17 protein-coding genes are annotated in these 19,144 nt (G+C 71.7%); 7 read left to right on the forward strand and 10 right to left on the reverse strand.

All coding sequences use genetic code 11. The features are described from left to right. Positions 1-39: 39 nt before the first annotated feature. From cofG to cofC, 4 genes are read left to right on the forward strand one after another with little or no spacing between them, the layout of a single operon-like run. Positions 40-2,478 (forward strand): 7,8-didemethyl-8-hydroxy-5-deazariboflavin synthase CofG, encoded by a 2,439-nt coding sequence (gene cofG / locus ACSJDX_RS04875; RefSeq protein WP_438354447.1) that lies wholly within the window; start codon positions 40-42, stop codon positions 2,476-2,478. Next, positions 2,475-4,016, forward strand: coding sequence for a flavin-containing monooxygenase (locus tag ACSJDX_RS04880; protein ID WP_438354448.1), 1,542 nt, complete (start codon positions 2,475-2,477; stop codon positions 4,014-4,016). The genes cofG and ACSJDX_RS04880 overlap by 4 nt, the downstream gene beginning before the upstream one ends. After that, complete coding sequence (gene fgd / locus ACSJDX_RS04885; protein ID WP_438354449.1) at positions 4,013-5,026, forward strand: glucose-6-phosphate dehydrogenase (coenzyme-F420); 1,014 nt, start codon at positions 4,013-4,015, stop codon at positions 5,024-5,026. The genes ACSJDX_RS04880 and fgd overlap by 4 nt, the downstream gene beginning before the upstream one ends. After that, positions 5,023-5,652, forward strand: coding sequence for a 2-phospho-L-lactate guanylyltransferase (gene cofC / locus ACSJDX_RS04890; protein ID WP_438354450.1), 630 nt, complete (start codon positions 5,023-5,025; stop codon positions 5,650-5,652). The genes fgd and cofC overlap by 4 nt, the downstream gene beginning before the upstream one ends. 77 nt (positions 5,653-5,729) lie before the next feature. Here cofC and ACSJDX_RS04895 read toward each other — a convergent pair whose 3' ends face one another. After that, positions 5,730-6,173 (reverse strand): MarR family winged helix-turn-helix transcriptional regulator, encoded by a 444-nt coding sequence (locus tag ACSJDX_RS04895; protein ID WP_438354451.1) that lies wholly within the window; start codon positions 6,171-6,173, stop codon positions 5,730-5,732. Between the two features lie 61 nt (positions 6,174-6,234). On the opposite strand from ACSJDX_RS04895, the gene ACSJDX_RS04900 reads away from it, so the two are divergent. Further along, positions 6,235-6,603, forward strand: coding sequence for a VOC family protein (locus ACSJDX_RS04900; protein ID WP_438354452.1), 369 nt, complete (start codon positions 6,235-6,237; stop codon positions 6,601-6,603). Between the two features lie 7 nt (positions 6,604-6,610). On the opposite strand, the gene ACSJDX_RS04905 is transcribed toward ACSJDX_RS04900, so the two are convergent. The 9 genes from ACSJDX_RS04905 to ACSJDX_RS04945 all read right to left on the reverse strand — a co-directional run bounded on the left by ACSJDX_RS04905 (position 6,611) and on the right by ACSJDX_RS04945 (position 14,876). Next, on the reverse strand, positions 6,611-7,150 hold the full coding sequence (locus tag ACSJDX_RS04905) for a YaeQ family protein (protein ID WP_438354453.1): 540 nt from the start codon (positions 7,148-7,150) through the stop codon (positions 6,611-6,613). Positions 7,151-7,189: 39 nt separating this feature from the next. Continuing rightward, positions 7,190-7,939: a sulfite exporter TauE/SafE family protein gene (locus ACSJDX_RS04910; RefSeq protein WP_438354454.1), complete on the reverse strand. Its 750-nt coding sequence runs from the start codon at positions 7,937-7,939 to the stop codon at positions 7,190-7,192. After that, entirely contained in the window at positions 7,939-8,907 is a 969-nt protein-coding gene (cofD, locus tag ACSJDX_RS04915; protein WP_438354455.1) for a 2-phospho-L-lactate transferase, read from the reverse strand. The genes ACSJDX_RS04910 and cofD overlap by 1 nt, the downstream gene beginning before the upstream one ends. Continuing rightward, positions 8,904-10,244: a glutamate-1-semialdehyde 2,1-aminomutase gene (hemL, locus tag ACSJDX_RS04920; RefSeq protein WP_438354456.1), complete on the reverse strand. Its 1,341-nt coding sequence runs from the start codon at positions 10,242-10,244 to the stop codon at positions 8,904-8,906. Before hemL ends, cofD begins: the two co-directional genes overlap by 4 nt. 99 nt (positions 10,245-10,343) lie before the next feature. Continuing rightward, positions 10,344-11,327 carry a porphobilinogen synthase gene (gene hemB / locus ACSJDX_RS04925; protein WP_438354457.1) on the reverse strand — a complete coding sequence of 328 codons (984 nt, stop codon included), beginning with the start codon at positions 11,325-11,327 and terminating at the stop codon, positions 10,344-10,346. An 11-nt stretch (positions 11,328-11,338) separates the two neighbouring features. After that, positions 11,339-12,136 carry a uroporphyrinogen-III synthase gene (locus ACSJDX_RS04930; RefSeq protein WP_438354458.1) on the reverse strand — a complete coding sequence of 266 codons (798 nt, stop codon included), beginning with the start codon at positions 12,134-12,136 and terminating at the stop codon, positions 11,339-11,341. Next, positions 12,133-13,131 carry a hydroxymethylbilane synthase gene (gene hemC, locus ACSJDX_RS04935; protein WP_438354459.1) on the reverse strand — a complete coding sequence of 333 codons (999 nt, stop codon included), beginning with the start codon at positions 13,129-13,131 and terminating at the stop codon, positions 12,133-12,135. Before hemC ends, ACSJDX_RS04930 begins: the two co-directional genes overlap by 4 nt. 16 nt (positions 13,132-13,147) lie before the next feature. Beyond that, positions 13,148-13,825, reverse strand: coding sequence for a hydrogen peroxide-dependent heme synthase (gene hemQ, locus ACSJDX_RS04940; RefSeq protein ID WP_438354460.1), 678 nt, complete (start codon positions 13,823-13,825; stop codon positions 13,148-13,150). 49 nt (positions 13,826-13,874) lie between these two features. Further along, positions 13,875-14,876 (reverse strand): IS481 family transposase, encoded by a 1,002-nt coding sequence (locus ACSJDX_RS04945; RefSeq protein ID WP_204964092.1) that lies wholly within the window; start codon positions 14,874-14,876, stop codon positions 13,875-13,877. A 118-nt stretch (positions 14,877-14,994) separates the two neighbouring features. On the opposite strand from ACSJDX_RS04945, the gene ACSJDX_RS04950 reads away from it, so the two are divergent. Together ACSJDX_RS04950 and ACSJDX_RS04955 are read left to right on the forward strand one after the other, a co-directional pair. Continuing rightward, positions 14,995-16,938: a copper-translocating P-type ATPase gene (locus ACSJDX_RS04950; RefSeq protein WP_438354461.1), complete on the forward strand. Its 1,944-nt coding sequence runs from the start codon at positions 14,995-14,997 to the stop codon at positions 16,936-16,938. Between the two features lie 47 nt (positions 16,939-16,985). Next, a complete protein-coding gene (locus tag ACSJDX_RS04955; protein ID WP_438354462.1) occupies positions 16,986-19,100 on the forward strand; it encodes a heavy metal translocating P-type ATPase in 2,115 nt (704 codons plus the stop codon). Positions 19,101-19,144 lie beyond the last annotated feature (44 nt).

Below are 19,144 nucleotides of genomic sequence, written 5' to 3' on the forward strand. Positions count from 1 at the left end.
GCGGCCCGCGGCTCCGTTCCGGAGTGGAAGACTGGCCCGGTGACCCTGATCGACCGCGCGGCGGCGGACGCCACCGCCGAGAGGATCGCGACAGCCCTGTCCCGCGTCGAGTCGGGCGGCCGCCTCGACACCGATGACGCCGAGGCGCTGCTGTCGGCGACCGGCGGCGATGCCGCTCGGATCCGCGCAGCGGCGGCGAGCCTGCGGGATGCCGGGCTCGTGGCATCCGGTCGCCCGGGCATCATCACCTACTCGCGCAAGGTCTTCGTCCCGCTCACGACGCTGTGTCGCGATCGTTGCCACTACTGCATCTTCGTGGACACCCCGAACCAGCTCCTGAAGATGCACAAGCCGGTGTTCATGTCGCCCGAGCAGGTGCTGGCGGTGGTGCGGCAGGGCGCCGCGCTGGGCTGCAAGGAGGTGCTGCTCACCCTCGGCGACCGTCCTGAGGATCGCTGGCCCGAGGCGCGCGCGTGGCTCGACGACCACGGCTTCGCCTCCACGATCGAGTACGTCGCCCACATCGCGCGGCTCGTCACCGCCGAGACCGGCATGCTCGCGCACGCCAATCCGGGGGTGATGTCGTACGACGAACTGCGAATGCTGCGCCCCACCGCCCCCTCGATGGGCATGATGCTCGAGACCACCTCTCGCCGCCTGTTCGAGGAGCCCGGGCAGGTGCACTACGGCTCGCCCGACAAGGATCCCGATCTGCGCCTGCGCGTGATCGACGACGCCGGCCGGGCGGCCGTGCCGTTCACCACCGGCATCCTCGTCGGCATCGGCGAGACCCTGCGCGACCGGGCCGAGTCGCTCGTGGCGATCCGCGACGCACACGAACGGCACGGCCATGTGCAGGAGGTGATCGTGCAGAACTTCCGCGCGAAGCCTCGAACGGCGATGCAGTCGGCACCGGATGCCTCCGTGCTCGAGTACGTCGCGGCGGTCGCCGTCGCGCGGCTGGTGATGGGGCCGCGCATGCGCATCCAGGTGCCGCCGAACCTGTCCGACCCGGCCGAGTTCGAGCTCCTCGTCCAGGCGGGCGCCGACGACTGGGGCGGCGTGTCGCCCCTGACCGCCGACCATGTCAACCCCGAGCGCCCGTGGCCGCACCTGTCGGACCTGGCCGAGCGCACCGCCGAGCTGGGCTTCGAGCTGCGCGAGCGGCTCACCGCGCAGTCGGAGTTCGTGCAGGATGCCGAGACGTGGATCGACCCGGCGCTGCGCGGCGCCGTCGCCGACCTCGCCGACCCCGAGACGGGGCTCGCGCGGGCCGACGCGTCGCCCGCCAACGGACCCGACTCAGCCATCTTCGACTCCGTCGAGCCGCACGGCCCCGAGAACACCGACCGGATGCCCGAGGCACCCGCGGATCGGCTGGGTCCTGTCCGCGCGACCGGTGCACCGGCCGGGCTCGCGCGGCTGGCGGAGGCCGCGGCGGCCGACCCGCTCGCGCTCGGCGACGACGACTGGACAGCGCTGCTGCGGTCCACCGGCGCCGATCTCGAGGCACTCGTCCAGGCTGCCGACGACGTGCGGCGCTACACCGTCGGCGAGGCGGTGAGCCTCGTCGCCAACCGCAACCTCGCCTCATCGGGTCTGCGCACCACTGCGACCGACGAACCCGGCACGTACACGCTCGACGATGCGGCGGCGATCGCCCGTGACGCCGACGACCTCGGCATCACCGAGATCTGCGTCCAGGGACGGATGCCGGCGCACGACGATCCCGACAACTATCTCGCCCTTATCCGCACCCTGCGTGCCGCGGCCCCGCGCATGCACCTGCACGCCTACCGCCCGCAGGACATCGCCGACCTCTCCTCCCGCACCGGTCTCGTCCTCGACGATGCGCTCTCCGCACTGCGCGACGCCGGAGTCGACACGGTCCCGGGCACAGGCGTCAAGGTGCTCACCGAGCGGGTGCGCGCCCTCGTCGCTCCCGAAGACCTCGGCATCGAGGAGTGGATCGCGACGATCACCGCCGCGCACCGTGCCGGGTTCAGCTCCACCTCCGTGCTGTTCTACGGCCACGTCGAGACGGCCGCCGAGCGCATCGCCCATCTGCGCCGCCTCCGCGCGATCCAGGACGACACGGGCGGATTCACCGAGTTCGTCCCGATCCCCCTCCCTGGCCCCGCCGGCGGTGCGGCGCTCGCCGACGGCCGCGCGCCGCTCGACGAACACCGCGCGATGGTGGCCGTGTCGCGGCTGCTGCTCAACGGCAGCATCCGGCACATCCAGATCCCCTGGACGCGGGTCGGACGCGCCACCGCGGCCGCGCTGCTGCAGGCGGGCGGCGACGACCTGGGCGGCACGCTGCTGGACGGCCGCGTGCGCCCCGACGCCGGTGCGGAGCAGGGCCTCGAGCTGCCGATCCAGGATGCTGCGCAGCTCGTCGGCCGCCTGTTCCGGCCGTTCCGCCAGCGCACGACCGACTACCGTGAGCCGGCCGCCGACCGACGGGTCGCCCTGTGACCGAACGCGTGGGGGTCGCGATCGTCGGCGCCGGGTTCGCCGGCCTCGGCATGGCGATGGCCCTGCGCCGCGCCGGGCGGGAGTCGTTCCTGCTCCTGGAGCGGGCGGCATCCGTCGGCGGCACCTGGCGCGACAACACCTACCCGGGCGTCGCGTGCGATGTGCCCTCGCACCTGTACGGCTTCGCGGCGCACCCGAACCCCGCCTGGTCGGGGGTGTTCGCGCGGGGCGAGGAGATCCGTCGCTACCTCGAGGACGTCGCCGAGCGCGAGCGGCTCGGCGACCGGCTGCGCCTGCGCACACCGATGCTCGCGGCCGAGTGGACGGGCGACCACTGGCGCATCGAGACCGGGGGCGACGCCCCCCGCACCGTGACAGCGGACTCGCTCGTGCTCGCTTGCGGGCGGCTCACCGAGCCCGAGGTGCCCGACATCCCCGGGCTCGAGGGGTTCCCCGGCGCGCTGTTCCACTCCGCCCGCTGGGACCACGGCGCCGACCTCGACGGCGCCGTGGTCGCCGTCGTGGGCACCGGGGCGAGCGCCGTGCAGCTCGTCCCCGAGCTCGCCCGCAGCGGCGCGCACGTCACCCTCTTCCAGCGCACGCCGGCGTGGATCGTCCCGCGCGGCGCGCGGGCGTACACCGCCGCCGAGCGCGCGGAGTTCGCGCAGCATCCCGATCTGCTCGACCGCCTGCGCGCCGAGCTGTACACCGAAGGCGAGGCGCGCTTCGCGTCACGATCCGGAGATGCTGCGGCCGCCGCAGACGCCCGCGCACAGGCCGCGGCGCACCTGGCCGCCTCGGTCGCCGACCCGGCGCTGCGCGCCGCCCTCACCCCCGACTACGCGTTCGGCTGCAAGCGCGTGCTGCTGTCGGACGACTTCTATCCCGCCGTCGCCTCGGACCGGGTGACACTCGTGCCGAGCGCCCTGCGCACCGTCGAGGGGTCGACCCTCGTGTCGGCGGGCGGCGAGCGGCACGAAGCAGACGTGCTGGTGCTGGCGACCGGCTTCGCCTCGACGCGTCAGCCGTACGCCGCACTCGTGCGGGGTGAGAGCGGAGAGACGCTCGACGCGCACTGGGCGGAGGGCATGACGTCGTTCGGCTCGACGGTCGTGAGCGGGTTCCCCAACCTCTTCGTACTCAACGGCCCAAACGCCTCGCTCGGCCACAACTCGTCCGTGCTCATGGTCGAGGAGCAGGCCGCCTACGCCGTCCGCGCGCTGGCGCGTCGCGACCTGACGGCCGACCGGGTGCTGCGCGTGCGACCGGAGGCGGAGGCGGCCTATACCGACGAGATCGGGCGGGCCGCGGCATCCACCCCCTGGATCACCGGGGGGTGCCGGAACTGGTACGTGGACGACCGCTCCGGCCGCCTCACGCTGCTGTGGCCGGGAACCGTCGACGCCTTCCGGTCGCGACTGGCCCGCGCCGACGGCTCGGAGTTCGTGGACGTGCACGCGAGTCCTCGCGGCGCGTGGTCGGATGGAGAACGTTCGGACGACGCGGCGACGCGCGCCCGGGGAGGAGAAGAGTCATGACACTTCGGTTCGGCTACAAGGCGTCGGCGGAGCAGTTCGGTCCCACGGAGCTCCTGGAGTTCGGCGTGCTCGCGGAGGAGATGGGCTTCGACTCGGTCTTCGTCTCCGACCACCTGCAGCCGTGGATGCACGAGGGCGGCCATGCCCCCGCCGCGGTGCCGTGGCTCGGGGCGCTCGGGGCCCGCACGTCGAAGATCCTGATGGGCACGTCGGTGCTCACCCCGACGTTCCGATACCACCCCGGTGTCGTGGCGCAGATGTTCGCGACGCTCGGCGTGCTCTACCCGAACCGGGTGATCCTCGGCGTCGGCACCGGCGAGGCGCTCAACGAGGTCACACTGGGGCTCGAGTGGCCCGATGCGCCCGAGCGCTTCCAGCGGCTCAAGGAGGCGATCACCCTCATCGAGAAGCTGTGGGACGACGAGCGCGTCGACTTCGACGGCACGTACTACTCGGTCAAGGGCGCGACGATCTACGACCGTCCCCCCGCCGAGTCGAAGGTGCCGATCTACATCGGCGCATCGGGTCCGGCCGCCACGCGCCTCGCCGGTCGCATCGCCGACGGCTACATCACGACCTCCGGCAAGGATCCGGCGCTCTACACCGACACCCTCCTGCCCGCACTGCGGGAGGGGCTGTCGAAGGCGGGCCGCGCGGACGATGCGATCGACACCCTCATCGAGGTGAAGGTGTCGTACCACCCCGACCACGACACCGCGCTGCAGAAGACCCGGTTCTGGGCGCCGCTCGCCCTCTCGCCCGAGGAGAAGCGCGACATCCACGACCCGATCGAGATGCAGCGCCGTGCCGACGCCCTCCCGATCGAGCGGGCCGCGTCGCGGTTCATCGTCTCGACCGACCCCGAGGAGCACGTCGAGCGGATCGCGAAGTACGTCGAGCTCGGCTTCCAGCACCTCGTGTTCCACGATCCCGGCCACGACCAGGAGGAGTTCCTCCGCATGTACGGTGCCGAGATCCTCCCCCGCCTGCGGGCACGATTCGCCGAGTGACCACGGCGGGCTGGACGGTCATCGTCCCCGTGAAGCCGTCGGCGGTCGGCAAGTCGCGGCTGTCGCTCCCGGGCGTCGACCGCGCCGCACTCGCCCGATCGATCGCGCTCGACACCATCGAGGCGGCGACGCGCGCGGAGGGCGTCGCCGAGGTGATCGTCGTCACCGGCGATGAGGAGGTGGAGGCCGCGGCATCCGCTCTTCCGAGGGCGCGGGTCGTGCCCGAACGCGACGCACGCGGGCTGAACGGGGCGATCGCCGCCGGCGCCGCCACGGCGCAGGGTCCCCGGGCGGCGCTGCTCGGCGATCTGCCGGCACTGCGCTCCGCAGACCTCGCCGCCGCCCTGTCGAGCGCCGCGGGCGTCGACCGCGGGGTGGTGGCGGATGCCGAGGGCACCGGTTCCACGCTCGTCACCGTGCGCTCGGGCACGGCGTGGAGCTCGGCGTTCGGCGACGGCTCGTTCGCCCGCCACGTCGACCTCGGCTTCGCACCGCTGGACGTGTCGGCGGTGTCGACGCTGCGTCGCGACGTCGACACCGCCGATCACCTCGCCGCGGCGGGCGTGCTCGGCCTCGGACCCCGCACCACCGCCCTGCTCGGGGCGCGCGGACTCCGGACCTCCTGAGCCGCGCCGCAGCGGCGAGCCGGTTCGGCCGCCCTAGTCCACCGAGCGCCGGCCCGGCTCCCGCCTGGCGGAGCGCGTCAGGGGCGCAGCGCCGCCACCATGCTGCGCAACGCCCGCAGGGCGTCGGCCTGCTCCGAGGAGGACATGGCCGACAGCATCCGGACCTCGACCGAGCGCACCGCGGCGCTCGCCTCCTCGAGCCGGCGGCGTCCACGGGCCGTGAGTCTCGCCGGGAGCACCTTTCCCACGGGCGCCTGCGCCGGCCGCGCGACCTCGCCGTCGCGCTCGAGCGTCTGCAGCAGCACGTTCATCGTCTGCCGTGTGACGAACGCTCCGCGGGCGAGGTCCGAGTTCGACATCCCCGGCCGCTGCGCGAGCAGCTCGAGGCACGAGTAGTGCGTCATGCTCATGCCGAGCGGTCTCAGCACGTCCTCCATCGCTCCGCGCAGTGCGCTGGAGGCCTCCTTCACGAGGTACCCGAGCGAGGTGTCCAGGTCGATGACGTCGTCGGCTTGACTCATGTCAGTAGTCTGACATACACTTCTTTATGTCAGCAAACTGACACGCAAACGAGGAGCACACATGCCCGTCACCGGACCCGACTTCATCTCCCTCCAGGTACGCGATCTCGACGCGTCGCAGGCGTTCTACGAACGGCACCTCGGCCTCGTGCGCTCCCCCGCCGGACCGCCGCACGCCGTCGTCTTCACGACCACGCCCATCGCCTTCGCCCTGCGCGACATCGTGCCGGGGACCGACCTCGGCACCGCCTCCCACCCCGGAATCGGCGCCGCCATCTGGCTCCACGCCACGGACGTGCAGTCCATCCACGACGATCTGGTCGACGCCGGCCACGAGATCGTCGTCGCCCCGATCGACGGGCCGTTCGGCCGCACGTTCACCTTCGCCGACCCCGACGGCTATCGCATCACCCTGCACGACAGGGCCTGAGAGCGGCTCAGCCCGCGCGGAGCTCGTGGATGTCAGACGAGAGCGACGTGCCGTTGAGGTCGAGGAACACGTGCCGCTCGGTGACCGAGAGCGACATCGTGTTGCGGCGCTCGAGCGCGCCGGCGGCCCCGTCGATGAATCCGGCGTCGAAGCTGTAGAGCGGGATCCCGGATGCCTCGTGGATGCGCTTGCCCGCCCACGTCGCCGCCACCTTCGCGGGGTCGCGGTGGGTGTAGACCGCGGTGCGGTCGGCGAGCTTGCTCCCCGTGTGCAGGCGCGCGGCATCCGGGGATCCGACCTCGATCCAGGCCGTCACCCGCCCGGTCAGGTCGCGGACGAGCACGGCGGGCTCGTCGGTCGCGGAGATGCCCTCGCTGAACCCGATGCCCTCCTCGTACTCGAGCAGGTAGGCGAGCAGCCGGGTGACCATGAACGCGTCGGTCTCGGACGGATGCCGCGCCACCCGCAGCGTCAGATCCTCGTACACGCCGCGGTCGACGTCGGCCAGCTGCACGTCGAACGTGTGGATCGTCGCGCCGATGGCCATGGTCACCCAGCCTAGACGGAGGGCGTCCTCCGGCCGTCCTCAGAAGAGCAGGTAGACGGCGCCGATCACCGTGAAGGCGATCACCAGCCGCTCGAACACGCCCTGATTCAGACGGCCCGCCAACCATCGACCTCCGAGCGCGCCAGCGACCACGGCCGGCACCAGCACCAGGTCGACGAGCAGCCCCGGACCAGTGATGAGACCCAGCCCGACCGAGAAGGGCACCTTCGCGAGGTTGACGATCGCGAAGAACCACGCGGCGGTTCCGAGGAACTCCTTCACGGGAAACCGCATCGCGAGGAAGTACATCGACATCACGGGCCCGCCCGCGTTCGCGACCATCGTGGTGAAGCCGCCGAGAGTGCCGTACGTCGCGGCGGCGATCCGATGCGGTCCCCGCCTGCCCGGCTCGGCGATCGCCCCCTGCGCCCGTCGGCGGAGCAGGGTGATCGCGATCACGACGAGGAGGATCACACCGATCACGCGCTTGACCCACGCGTCGTCGGCGACCGCGAGGAAGACGACGCCGAGCCCCACCCCGACGATGACGGCGGGGATGAGCCGCAGCAGGGTTCCCCAGTTCGCGTGTCGCCGATAGGTGAGGATCGCGAACACGTCGGCGGTGATCAGCAGCAGGAGCAGCGTGCCGGTGGACTGCTTCGCGGGAAGCGCCGCCGCGAACAGCGCGACGGCGACCGTCCCGGCTCCGGGCACCGCGGTCTTGGAGATCCCGACGATGACCGCCGCGACGGCGAGCACCACCCAGGCGAGGGCGGACAGGTCGGGCATCAGACCCCGGCGGCGTCGAGCGCCGCGTCGACCATGACGCCGGTGGTGGCGGCATCCGTCATCCACAGCGGGCGAACGACGGCACGGATGCCTGCGGCCTCGACCTGCGCGGCGGCGTCGGCGTCCTCCTCGGCCATCAGCCACGCGTCGAGCAGCCCGCCGTCGGCGCGCGCGCCGTAGTGCGCTGCGACCGCGGAAGCCGAGGTCTCCACGCCGATCGTGGCGAGGCACACATCGGCCATTCCGCGCACGACGCGGCCGCCGATGATCGGTGAGACACCGACGACGGGAGCGGATGCCGCGCGCACCGCGTCGCGGATGCCGGGCACGGCCAGGATCGGGCCGATCGAGACGACCGGGTTCGACGGCGCGATCAGCACGACGTCGGCCGCGGCGATCGTCTCGACGACCCCGGGCGCGGGGACGGCGCGGTCGATGCCGGGATTCTCGAAGCGCTCGGGAGTCAGGGCGGCGCGGTGACGCGTCCACCACTCCTGGAAGTGCAGGCGGGCCCCGCCGTTCAGCACCACCCACGTATCGACCTCGGCGTCGGTCATCGGCAGCAGGTCGACGCCGAGCGGCCAGCGCTGCGACATGCGCGCGATCACCTCGGTAGGGGTGAAACCGTCGCGCAGCCACCCGGTGCGCGCCAGGTGCGTGCCGAGATCGAGGTCGCCGAGGGTGAACCACGGCCAGCCGGCGCCCCACGCCTGAAGCTCGGCGTTGACGCGTTCGGTGTCGCCGGCGCGACCCCAGCCGCGCGTGGTGTCGTTCTGCCCCGCGAGGGCGTAGACGATCGAATCGACGTCGGGCTGCAGCCGCACCCCGCTGAGCCACAGGTCGTCGCCGGTGTTGACCACGACGGTCGCCTCGGGAGCACCCCGACGGGCGAGCGCCTCGCGCACGCCGAGGGTGAACTTCGCGCCGCCGACGCCGCCGGCCAGGACGACGACGCGCGGCCCGGTCATCGGCCGAGCACCGCGGGGTCGAGGGCGACCGCGGCGGCCCGGGCGGCGGCGGGAAGCGCGGCGACGATGTGTTCGAGCGCGGCGTCGTCGTGCGCCGCGGTGAGGAACCACGCCTCGAACACGCTCGGCGGCAGCGAGACGCCCGCGTCGAGCATCGCGTGGAAGAACGGGGCGTAGCGCCACGACTCCTGGGTCAGCGCCGTGGCGTAGTCGCGCGGCGCCTCGGGCAGGAACGCGACGCCGAACAGCGAGCCGGCGCGCGGGATCGCGTGCATCACGCCCGCGGCGGTCAGCGCATCGCCGAGGGCCGAGGCGACGACGGATGCCGCGGCATCCACCCGCTCGTACACAGCGGGCGTCGCGAGCCGCAACGTCGCGATGCCCGCCGCGACCGAGAGCGGATTGCCCGACAGCGTGCCGGCCTGGTACACCGGGCCGGTCGGGGCGAGCTGCTCCATCACCTCGGCGCGGCCGCCGAGGGCGGCCAGCGGCATCCCTCCCCCCACGACCTTGCCGAACGTGAAGATGTCGGGGGTGTACTGCTCGCCCTGCGCCTGCTGGAGACCCCAGAACCCGGCGGGGTGCACGCGGAACCCGGTGAGCACCTCGTCGAGGATGAGCAGCGCGCCGTGCGCGTGGGCGATGTCGGCGAGTGCGGCGTTGAAGCCCGGCAACGGCGTCACGACGCCCATGTTGGCGGCGGCGGCCTCGACGATCACCGCGGCGATGCGGTCTCCGTGGGTCGCGAACGCCTCCTCGACGGCGGCGAGGTCGTTGTAGGGAAGCACCATCGTCTGCGCCGCGATCGGGGCGGGCACGCCGGCCGACCCCGGGAGTGCGAGGGTCGCGACCCCGGATCCGGCGGCGGCGAGCAGGCCGTCGGAGTGGCCGTGGTAATGCCCGGCGAACTTCACCAGCAGGTCGCGGCCGGTGACGCCGCGCGCGAGGCGGATCGCGGTCATCGTCGCCTCGGTGCCGGTCGACACGAGCCGCACGCGCTCGATCGGCCGCGCGTCGCCGACCACGACCCGGGAGGCGATCAGGTCGGCGAGGCCGACCTCGGCGCCGGTGGGCGCCCCGAACGACAGACCACGGGATGCCGCCTCCCGCACCGCCTCGACGACCTCCGGGTGCGCGTGGCCCAGCAGCGCCGGGCCCCACGACGCGACGAGGTCGACGTACTCGCGGCCCGCGGCATCCGTCACCCGCGGTCCGCTCGCGGAGGCGAGGAATCGGGGCGTGCCGCCCACCGAGCCGTACGCGCGCACGGGAGAGTTCACCCCGCCCGGGATCACCGCGCGGGCACGGTCGAAGAGCTCGTCGTTGCGGTCGGTCATGCGGGAGCCTTCCTGCGAAGTGCGGAGAATCGTGCGTACCTCGGAGGATTCCGGCGGGATCGTCCGAAGTACGCGCGATTCTCCGAGGGATGAGTCGGGTTACAGGTCGTCCCGCAGCCAGCGGGCGGCCTCGAGGGCCCAATAGGTCAGGATCGCGTCGGCGCCGGCGCGACGGATCGCGATCAGGCTCTCCAGGGCGGCTCCGCGGCGGTCGATCCAGCCGTGGGCGGCGGCGGCCTCGACCATCGCGTACTCGCCCGACACCTGGTACGCCCAGACCGGCACGCCGACGGAGGCGCGCACCTCGGCGAGCACGTCGAGGTACGGCAGCGCGGGCTTGACCATGACGACGTCGGCGCCCTCTTCGACGTCGAGCAGCGCCTCGCGCACGCCCTCGCGGCCGTTGCCCGCGTCGAGCTGGTACGTGCGGCGGTCACCGGTGAGCTGCGAATCGACGGCCTCGCGGAACGGTCCGTAGAACGCGCCCGCGTACTTCGCCGAATACGCCAGCAGCAGGGTGTCGGAGAAGCCCTCGGCGTCGAGCGCCTCACGCACGTGCGCGACCTGGCCGTCCATCATCCCCGACAGGCCGAGCATCGCCGACCCGGCGCGGGCCTGCGCGAGCCCCATGGCGGCGTACCGCTCGAGGGTGGCGTCGTTGTCGACCCTCCCACGGGCGTCGAGGACACCGCAGTGCCCGTGGTCGGTGAACTCGTCCAGGCACAGATCGGTCTGCACCACGAGCGCGTCGCCGACCTCCTGTGCCACGGCGGCGGTCGCGACGTTCAGGATGCCGCGCGGGTCGTCGGCACCCGAGCCCACCGCGTCGCGTACGGCCGGAACGCCGAACAGCATCACTCCGCCGAGACCGGCGGCCGCAGCATCCGTCACCGCGCGACGCAGCGAGTCGAGCGAGTGCTGCACCACCCCCGGCATGGAGGAGACCGGCAGAGGCTCGGTGAGTCCTTCGCGCACGAACAGCGGCAGCACGAGCTGCGACGGGACGAGATGCGTCTCGCGGACGAGACGACGCACGGCCGGCGATTGGCGCAGCCGGCGAGGGCGGTGGATCGGGTAGGGCACGCGGGACCGCCTCAGACGGAGAACTCGTCCGCGGCGTGCGGGAGGGAGAAGCGCGAGACGGCCTCGATCAGCGCGTCGACGGTCTGCCGGTCGGCGACCACGTCGACCGAGAGGCCGGCGCGGCGGGCGTCCTTCGCGGTGCGCGGGCCGATCGCGGCGATGACGGTGGTGTCGGGGATGTCGGGGAACTGCTCGTGCACCTGCTCGGCGACCGAGCCGCTGGTGATGAGGATCGCGTTGATGCGCCCGGAGTGCACGTCGTGCGCGATCTTCTCGGTGACCGGCACCCCGACGGTGCGGTAGGCCACGACGCTGCGCACGCGGTGCCCTGCCTCGATCAGCAGGCGGGTGAGCACCGGCTTGGCGATCTCGCTGCGCAGGGTCAGGATGTCGCGGGGTTCGGGCTCTTCGCCGATGAGCTGTTCGGCCATCCCTGCGGCCGAGTTGTCCTGATCGGGGATGAGATCGACGCGGTAGCCCATCGACTGCAGCGCGGCCGCGGTCGTCTCGCCGACGGCGGCGACGCGGGTGCTGGCGGGGATCTGCGCACGATAGGCGTAGAGCACATCGGCCGTGGTCGCGCTGGTCACGGTCAGCCAGTCGAACTCGCCCGCGGCGAGGTCGGCGAGGGCCTGCACGAGCGTCGGCTCGTCGTTGGTCGGGGCGAAGTTGATCAGCGGCGCGACGACCGGGGTCGCCCCCTGCGACCGCAGAGTGGCGGCGACGCCGTCTCCCCACGGACCGCCGCGCGGCACGAGCACCCGCCAGCCCGCGAGGGGCTTCGGGATCTGATGCGTGCCTGTGTTCATGGGGTCGACTCTCGTGGTACGACATCGGCCGCCCCACGTTCGAGCAGCCGACGTGCGACATCGGTCCCGGCGCGCGTAGCTCGCGCGATCGGGTTCGCGCCATCGGCAGCATCCGCGTCATTGCCACTGCCTGAATCCCGAGCATACCCCTGCGCGAGAGCGATGGTCCGGTCGAGTCCGACGCGTCGCGACCCGTCGAGGGCGTAGGCGACGGCATGGATGCGCAGGTCGCCGTCCTCGATCAGCGCGTGCGCGGCGACCGGGGCGTGGCAGCCCGCCTCCAGGGTCGCGAGCACCGCGCGCTCGGCGGCGACGGCGGCCGCGGCCGGCTCGTCCCCGAGCAGGGCGACCGCGGCGTGCAGGTCGCCGGGGGCGTCCTCGCGGATCTCCACGGCGAGCGCGCCCTGACCGGGCGCCGTCGGCCACTCGGCCAGACCGAGATGCTCCACGTGCAGCCCGTCGGTGACTCCGTCCAGCCGATCGATGCCGGCGGCGGCGAGGATCACGGCATCCAGCTCACCGGTGCGGACCCGGCCGAGGCGGGAGTCGATGTTGCCGCGAAGGTCGGTCACCTCGACCCGCGGATTGCGGCGGCGCACCTGTGCGATACGGCGCGGCGAGCCGGTGCCGACCACGGCGCCCGCGGGGAGCTCGTGCAGGGCGGTGCCGTCGCGGGTGACCGATACGTCGCGCGCATCGGCGCGCGGGGGGATCGCGGCGATCACGAGTCCGGGGTGCGGGGCGGTGGGCAGATCTTTGAGCGAGTGGACGAGGAGGTCGCACTCCCCCGCGAGCAGCGCCTCGCGCAGCCGGGTGGCGAACACTCCGGTGCCACCGATCGCGGCGAGCGAGGCGCGCGAGACGTCTCCCTCCGAGACGATCTGGACGAGTTCGACCTCGCGGCCGGATGCCTCGCTCAGCGCGCGCGCGACGAGCGTCGACTGCGCGACCGCGAGGGCGCTGCGACGCGTGCCCAGGCGCAGCGGCGCGGTCATCGGAGCGGCCGCCCGCTCACTGGAGCACCTCGGGGATCTCGTGCAGCTCGAGCCGGCGCCCGGTGTAGAACGGCACCTCCTCGCGCACGTGGCGGCGTGCCTCGGTGTAGCGCAGGTCGCGCATCATGTCGACGAGGTCGGTGAGCTCGTCGGCCTCCATCGGCAGGATCCACTCGTAGTCGCCGAGGGCGAACGAGGCCACCGTGTTGGCGACGACGCCCGTGAAGGCGGCGCCCTTGCGTCCGTGGTCGGCGAGCATCGCCCGACGGTCGGCCTCGGGCAGGAGGTACCACTCGTAGCTGCGCACGAACGGGTAGACGCACAGCCACTGCCGGGCGTACTCGCCGCGGAGGAAGCCGGGCACGTGCGAGCGGTTGAACTCGGCGTCGCGGTGCACGCCCATCGCGTTCCAGACGGGAACGAGCGGGCGCAGCAGGTCGGTGCGCCGCAGTCGTCGCAGGTCGCGCTGGAGGTCTTCGGCGTCGGGCCCGTGCAGCCAGATCATCAGGTCGGCGTCGGCACGCAGTCCGCTGACGTCGTAGAAGCCGCGCACGGTGACCCCGCCCTCCTCGATCAGCGCGGTGAGAGAGGCGAGCTCGGTCGAGTCGAGTTCGGTGACCGGATGCTGGGGGTCGCGGCGGAGCACCGCCCACAGCGTGAACGCGGCAGGGGCGGAATCGGCGTCGGGCGTCATGGATCCAGTCTCCCCCGCGTCATCCCGAGCGCCAAACGGGGGACGCGCGCTAACTGTACTTCCCCGTGACGTTGTGAACGCGGGCTGAGGGGGTCTGGCCGCCGATCCCGGTGTGGGGTCTGTGGTGATTGTAGTGATGCAGCCAGGTCTCGTATGCCGCGGCTCGCTCTGCTTCGCTGGCGTAGGGCTTGGCGTAGGCCCATTCGGCGGCGAGGGTGCGGTTGAAGCGTTCGACCTTCCCGTTGGTCTGCGGCCGATACGGCTTTGTCCACTTGTGCTTCACACCGTCGCCGAGCGCGTCCGCGAACGCGTGTGACCGGTAGCACGCGCCGTTGTCTGTCATCACGGCGGTGACCGTGACTCCGAGGCTCGCGAAGAACGCGTTCGCGCGGGTCCAGAACCCTGCCGCGGTCTCCTTGCGTTCGTCGTCGAGGATCTCCGAGTACGCGACTCTCGAGTTGTCGTCGACGGCGTGGTGCAGATACCGGTAGCCGCGGGAGCCGGCCGCTCCTGACCGTGCGGCCTTGTCACGGACGGATCCCGCGGCACGGTCCTGCGCCGATCCGCGGCCGAAGGCGCGCCAGCCGCCGCCATCAGGGATCCGGCCCTGCTTCTTGATATCGACGTGGATCAGCTGGCCCGGTCTTGCGACCTCGTACCGCTTCGGCGTCGGCTTGCGGACTGGCAGCCCGGTGGCCTGATCGATGTTCACGAGCTTCGGCATCCCATACCTGGCCAGCACCCGGCCGACCGTCGAGCGGGCAAGGCCCAGGTGATACGCGATCCGGTGCGGACCCCACCGGCGGGTGAACCGCAACGACACGATCCTCCGCTCCGTCTTCCGCGGGAGCCGGTTCGGCGAGGTCTGCGGCCTGAAGCTGCGGTCCGTCAACGGCAGCCCGGCCCGATACCGGTCGACCCACCGTTTCGCCGTCGCGGGCGAGCACTGGAACCGTTCCGCTGCCCGCCGCAACGACCAGCCCCGATCCACGACGAGGACAGCAAGACGACGACGCCCTTCCGGCGTCAAAGGCGCGTTAGCGTGAGACACGAAGACCTCCGTGGTCAGGATGCGAGTGTGGTAACCCACATCCTGCCCGGAGGTCTTCGCCTACCTCACCCGTTCACAACCTCCCGGGGAAGTACACCTAGCCCTCCCGGTCGCGGTGATGTCGATGATCCCGGTTCTGCAGTTCGAGTACTGGCAATGGCTTGCCCTAACCCTCACCGCCCCCGTCGCGGTGTGGGGGGCGTGGCCGTTCCACCGTGCCGCGGCCGTGAACGCCCGCCACGGTGCAGCCACGATGGACACACTGATCAGTGTCGGCGTGATCGCCGCGTTCGGGTGGTCCCTGTACGCACTGTTCTTCGGCGGAGCCGGGATGGCGGGCATGACCATGACGTTCACCCTCATCGGCACCCCACAAGCCGGCGGCCACGAGATCTATCTCGAAGTCGCCGCGCTGGTCACAGTGTTCATCCTCGCCGGACGGTACGCCGAAGCCCGCGCCAAGAAGTCCTCCTCGGAAGCGCTGCGGGCGTTGCTGGAGATGGGCGCGAAGAACGCCACCAAGCTTGTCGAGGGGCTCGAGCGCACCGTCCCCGTCGCGGACCTGGTGGTCGGTGACCTGGTGCTGATCCGGCCGGGGGAGAAGATTCCCTCCGATGGCCTCGTGACCGACGGGTCCTCCGCCGTGGACGCGAGCATGCTGACCGGCGAGTCCGTTCCCCTCGAGGTCACTACTGGGTCCCGGGTGGTCGGTGCGACCGTGAACGTTGGCGGTCGGCTCATCGTGGAAATCACCCGCGTCGGCGCCGACACGGAGCTGGCGCGGATGTGTCGTCTGATGGAGGAAGCTCAGACCGGCAAAGCCCGGGTGCAGAGACTCGCTGACCGGGTCTCGGCGGTGTTCGTCCCGATCGTCATCGGCCTGGCCGTGGCCGCGTTTGCCGGGTGGATGCTGGCCGGTGGCTCGTTCGAGCTAGCGTTCACGGCGGCGGTGGCGACGCTGATCATCGCGTGCCCGTGCGCGCTGGGCCTGGCCACCCCCACCGCCCTCCTGGTGGGCACCGGCCGCGGATCGCAGCTGGGCATCCTCATCCGCGGGCCGCAGGTGCTGGAACAGACACGCACGGTAGACACCATCGTGTTGGACAAGACCGGCACCGTCACCACGGGGCAGATGGCCGTGACCGACGTACACCCCGCACCCGGGGTCACCCGCGCCGAGCTGCTGCGGGTTGCAGCGGCGGTAGAGTCCGGGTCCGAGCACCCGGTCGCCCGCGCCGTCGTCGCCGCCACTGAGACCGTGCCCCGCGCGGAAGCGTTCGCGTCGCACGCCGGGTTCGGCGTGCAGGGCATCGTGGACGGTTCCGCGGTCGTCGCCGGCCGCGCATCATGGCTGGCCGAACAGTGGAGCATCCACCCCACCCCGGAGACCGCGGCGCAACTGGGTACGCTCGCGCAGGACGGCACCGTGATCGCCGTGGGCCGAGACGGCGACTACCTCGGCGCGATCGTGGTGGCCGACACCATCAAACCGACCAGCGTCGAAGCGATCCGCCGGCTCCGCGGTCTGGGACTGTCACCGGTTCTGCTCACCGGCGACAACGCGCACACCGCCGGACGGGTCGCCGCAGCGGTGGGTATCGAGGACGTGCGCGCGGGTGTCACCCCCGCGGGCAAGCTCGACGTGATCCGCCAGCTGCAAGCGGACGGGCACGTGGTCGCGATGATCGGCGATGGGGTCAACGACGCCGCCGCTCTGGCCGCCGCGGACCTGGGGTTGGCGATGGGAGGCGGCACGGACGCGGCGATCGCCGCCAGCGACATCACCATCGTCTCCGGCGACCTCCTCGTCGTCGCTGACGCGATCCGGTTGGCCCGCCGCACCCTGGGCACTATCAAGGGCAACCTGTTCTGGGCGTTCGCGTACAACGTCGCCGCGATCCCGGTCGCCATGGCGGGCCTGCTGAACCCCCTGGTCGCCGCCGCGGCGATGGCGCTGTCCTCCGTGTTCGTCGTCACCAACAGCCTCCGGCTGCGTCGCTTCCGCGCGACGCCCACCCCGTCGCGCACCGCGACCCCCATATCCGTGCCCCAACCGGCCTGACCCGCGCGCCACCACCGAGCGGCACGCCCCCAGCGAAGGAGGCTCTGATGAGCCAGCACGACCACACCCCCACACCCGTCGCCCACCACGACACGCACACTCACCACGACCGGACGGGAGACGTCGACGAGGCGGCCCCGGCGGAAGGGCAGTCCGGACACGGTCATGCCGACCACGGGGGCCACGCCGGGCACGGAGACCATGTCGCCCGGTTCCGTCGCCTGTTCTGGATCATGCTGATCCTCGCCGTTCCGGTCGTCGGGTTCTCGATGATGTTCTCCATGCTCCTCGGCTACCCGCTGCCCGATGCCGCATGGGTGGGCTGGATCTCCCCGATCCTCGGCACCGTCATGTACGTGTGGGGTGGGGCGCCGTTCCTCACCGGGGCGGTCAGCGAGCTGCGCGCCCGCACACCGGGGATGATGCTGCTGATTGCTCTGGCGATCAGCGTCGCGTTCCTCGCGTCCTGGGGGGCCAGTCTCGGGCTGCTGGATCACGAGCTGGACTTCTGGTGGGAGCTGGCGCTGCTGATCGTCATCATGCTCCTGGGGCACTGGATCGAGATGCGCTCCCTCGCGCAGACCACCTCCGCCTTGGATTCCCTCGCCGCGCTTCTTCCTGACGAAGCGGAGAAGGTGGAGGGTGACACGACCGTTATCGTTGCCCCCGCAGATTTGCGGGTCGGGGATGTGGTCGTGGTGCGTCCCGGTGGCCGGGTGCCGGCGGACGGGAAGATCGTGCAGGGCTCCGCCAGCATGGACGAGTCGATGATCACCGGCGAATCTCGCCCGGTGCGCCGCAGCGACGGCGACCAGGTGATCGCCGGTACCGTCGCCACCGACTCCGGAGTCCGTGTGCAGATCACCGCGGTCGGGCAGGATACCGCCCTCGCGGGTATTCAAAAGCTCGTTACCGAAGCGCAGAACTCGTCCTCCCGTGCGCAGCGCCTCGCGGACCGGGCCGCCGGGTGGTTGTTCTGGTTCGCTCTGGGTGCTGCGGCGATCACGGCGATCGTCTGGACTCTCGTGGGGCTCCCCGACGACGCGGTGATCCGCACCATCACTGTCCTGGTCATCGCCTGTCCCCACGCGCTCGGGCTGGCAATCCCGCTGGTGGTGTCGATCGCCACCGAACGTGCCGCCCGCGGCGGTGTGCTCATCAAGGACCGGCTCGCGCTGGAGAGCATGCGTACCGTCAACACGGTGCTGTTCGACAAGACCGGCACCCTCACGAAGGGCGCCCCCGCTGTCACCGGCATCGAGCCCGTCGACGGTGTTGACGGTGACGAGCTCCTCGCCCTGGCTGCCGCGGCAGAGACCGACTCGGAGCACCCCCTGGCCCGCGCGATCGTGAACGCCGCGAAAGAGCGGAACCTCACCGTTCCCGGCGCCACCGACTTCGAGTCCTCACCTGCTGTCGGGGTCAACGCCCGGGTCGATGGGCGCACGGTCCGGGTCGGCGGCCCATACATGCTCGAGCAAGAGAACGCCACCGAGCTGCGTGTCGCCGACCGGTGGCGCCAGGACGGGGGGATCATCCTGCACGTCCTGGTCGACGGATCGGTGGCCGGCGCGCTGCGCCTCGCGGACGAGGTCCGCCCCGAATCCCGGCAAGCAGTCACCGCCCTGCACGAGCGTGACGTGCAGGTGGTGATGATCACGGGAGACGCCGAAGCCGTCGCCGCGGCGGTCGCTGCGGAGTTGGGCATCGACCGGTTCTTCGCCAGTGTCCGCCCCGAAGACAAGGCCTCCAAGGTGAAGGAACTGCAATCGGAGGGTCGCAAGGTCGCGATGGTCGGTGACGGTGTGAACGATGCTCCCGCCCTCGCTCAGGCCGATGTCGGCATCGCGATCGGTGCGGGCACCGATGTCGCGATCGCGTCCGCCGGGGTGATCCTTGCCAGCGATGATCCCCGCTCGGTGCTGTCGGTGATCGAACTGTCCCGCGCGAGCTACCGCAAAATGAAGCAGAACTTGTGGTGGGCTGCCGGCTACAACCTCCTCTCCGTCCCTCTCGCCGCCGGCGTCCTCGCCCCGATCGGGTTCGTGCTGCCGATGTCTGTCGGCGCGATCCTGATGTCGCTGTCCACGATCGTCGTCGCCCTGAACGCGCAGCTGCTGCGCCGGCTGAACCTCAGCCCCGACGCTGTCACCCGCACATAACCCCCCCCGTCGCGGGGCCTACCCTGTAAGGAACGGGAGGTGAG

Origin of the sequence: Microbacterium fluminis (assembly GCF_051549805.1) — a bacterium.
GTDB lineage: Bacteria > Actinomycetota > Actinomycetes > Actinomycetales > Microbacteriaceae > Microbacterium.

Coding starts and splice junctions, on each gene's coding strand:
- ACSJDX_RS04950 (WP_438354461.1), top strand. CDS start 14,995: ATGTCGATGATCCCGGTTCTGCAGTTCGAGTACTGGCAATGGCTTGCC.
- ACSJDX_RS04905 (WP_438354453.1), bottom strand. CDS start 7,150: ATGGCCATCGGCGCGACGATCCACACGTTCGACGTGCAGCTGGCCGAC.
- cofD (WP_438354455.1), bottom strand. CDS start 8,907: ATGACCGGGCCGCGCGTCGTCGTCCTGGCCGGCGGCGTCGGCGGCGCG.
- hemL (WP_438354456.1), bottom strand. CDS start 10,244: ATGACCGACCGCAACGACGAGCTCTTCGACCGTGCCCGCGCGGTGATC.
- hemC (WP_438354459.1), bottom strand. CDS start 13,131: ATGACCGCGCCGCTGCGCCTGGGCACGCGTCGCAGCGCCCTCGCGGTC.
- ACSJDX_RS04955 (WP_438354462.1), top strand. CDS start 16,986: ATGAGCCAGCACGACCACACCCCCACACCCGTCGCCCACCACGACACG.
- fgd (WP_438354449.1), top strand. CDS start 4,013: ATGACACTTCGGTTCGGCTACAAGGCGTCGGCGGAGCAGTTCGGTCCC.
- ACSJDX_RS04895 (WP_438354451.1), bottom strand. CDS start 6,173: ATGAGTCAAGCCGACGACGTCATCGACCTGGACACCTCGCTCGGGTAC.
- hemQ (WP_438354460.1), bottom strand. CDS start 13,825: ATGACGCCCGACGCCGATTCCGCCCCTGCCGCGTTCACGCTGTGGGCG.
- ACSJDX_RS04910 (WP_438354454.1), bottom strand. CDS start 7,939: ATGCCCGACCTGTCCGCCCTCGCCTGGGTGGTGCTCGCCGTCGCGGCG.
- ACSJDX_RS04900 (WP_438354452.1), top strand. CDS start 6,235: ATGCCCGTCACCGGACCCGACTTCATCTCCCTCCAGGTACGCGATCTC.
- ACSJDX_RS04930 (WP_438354458.1), bottom strand. CDS start 12,136: ATGAACACAGGCACGCATCAGATCCCGAAGCCCCTCGCGGGCTGGCGG.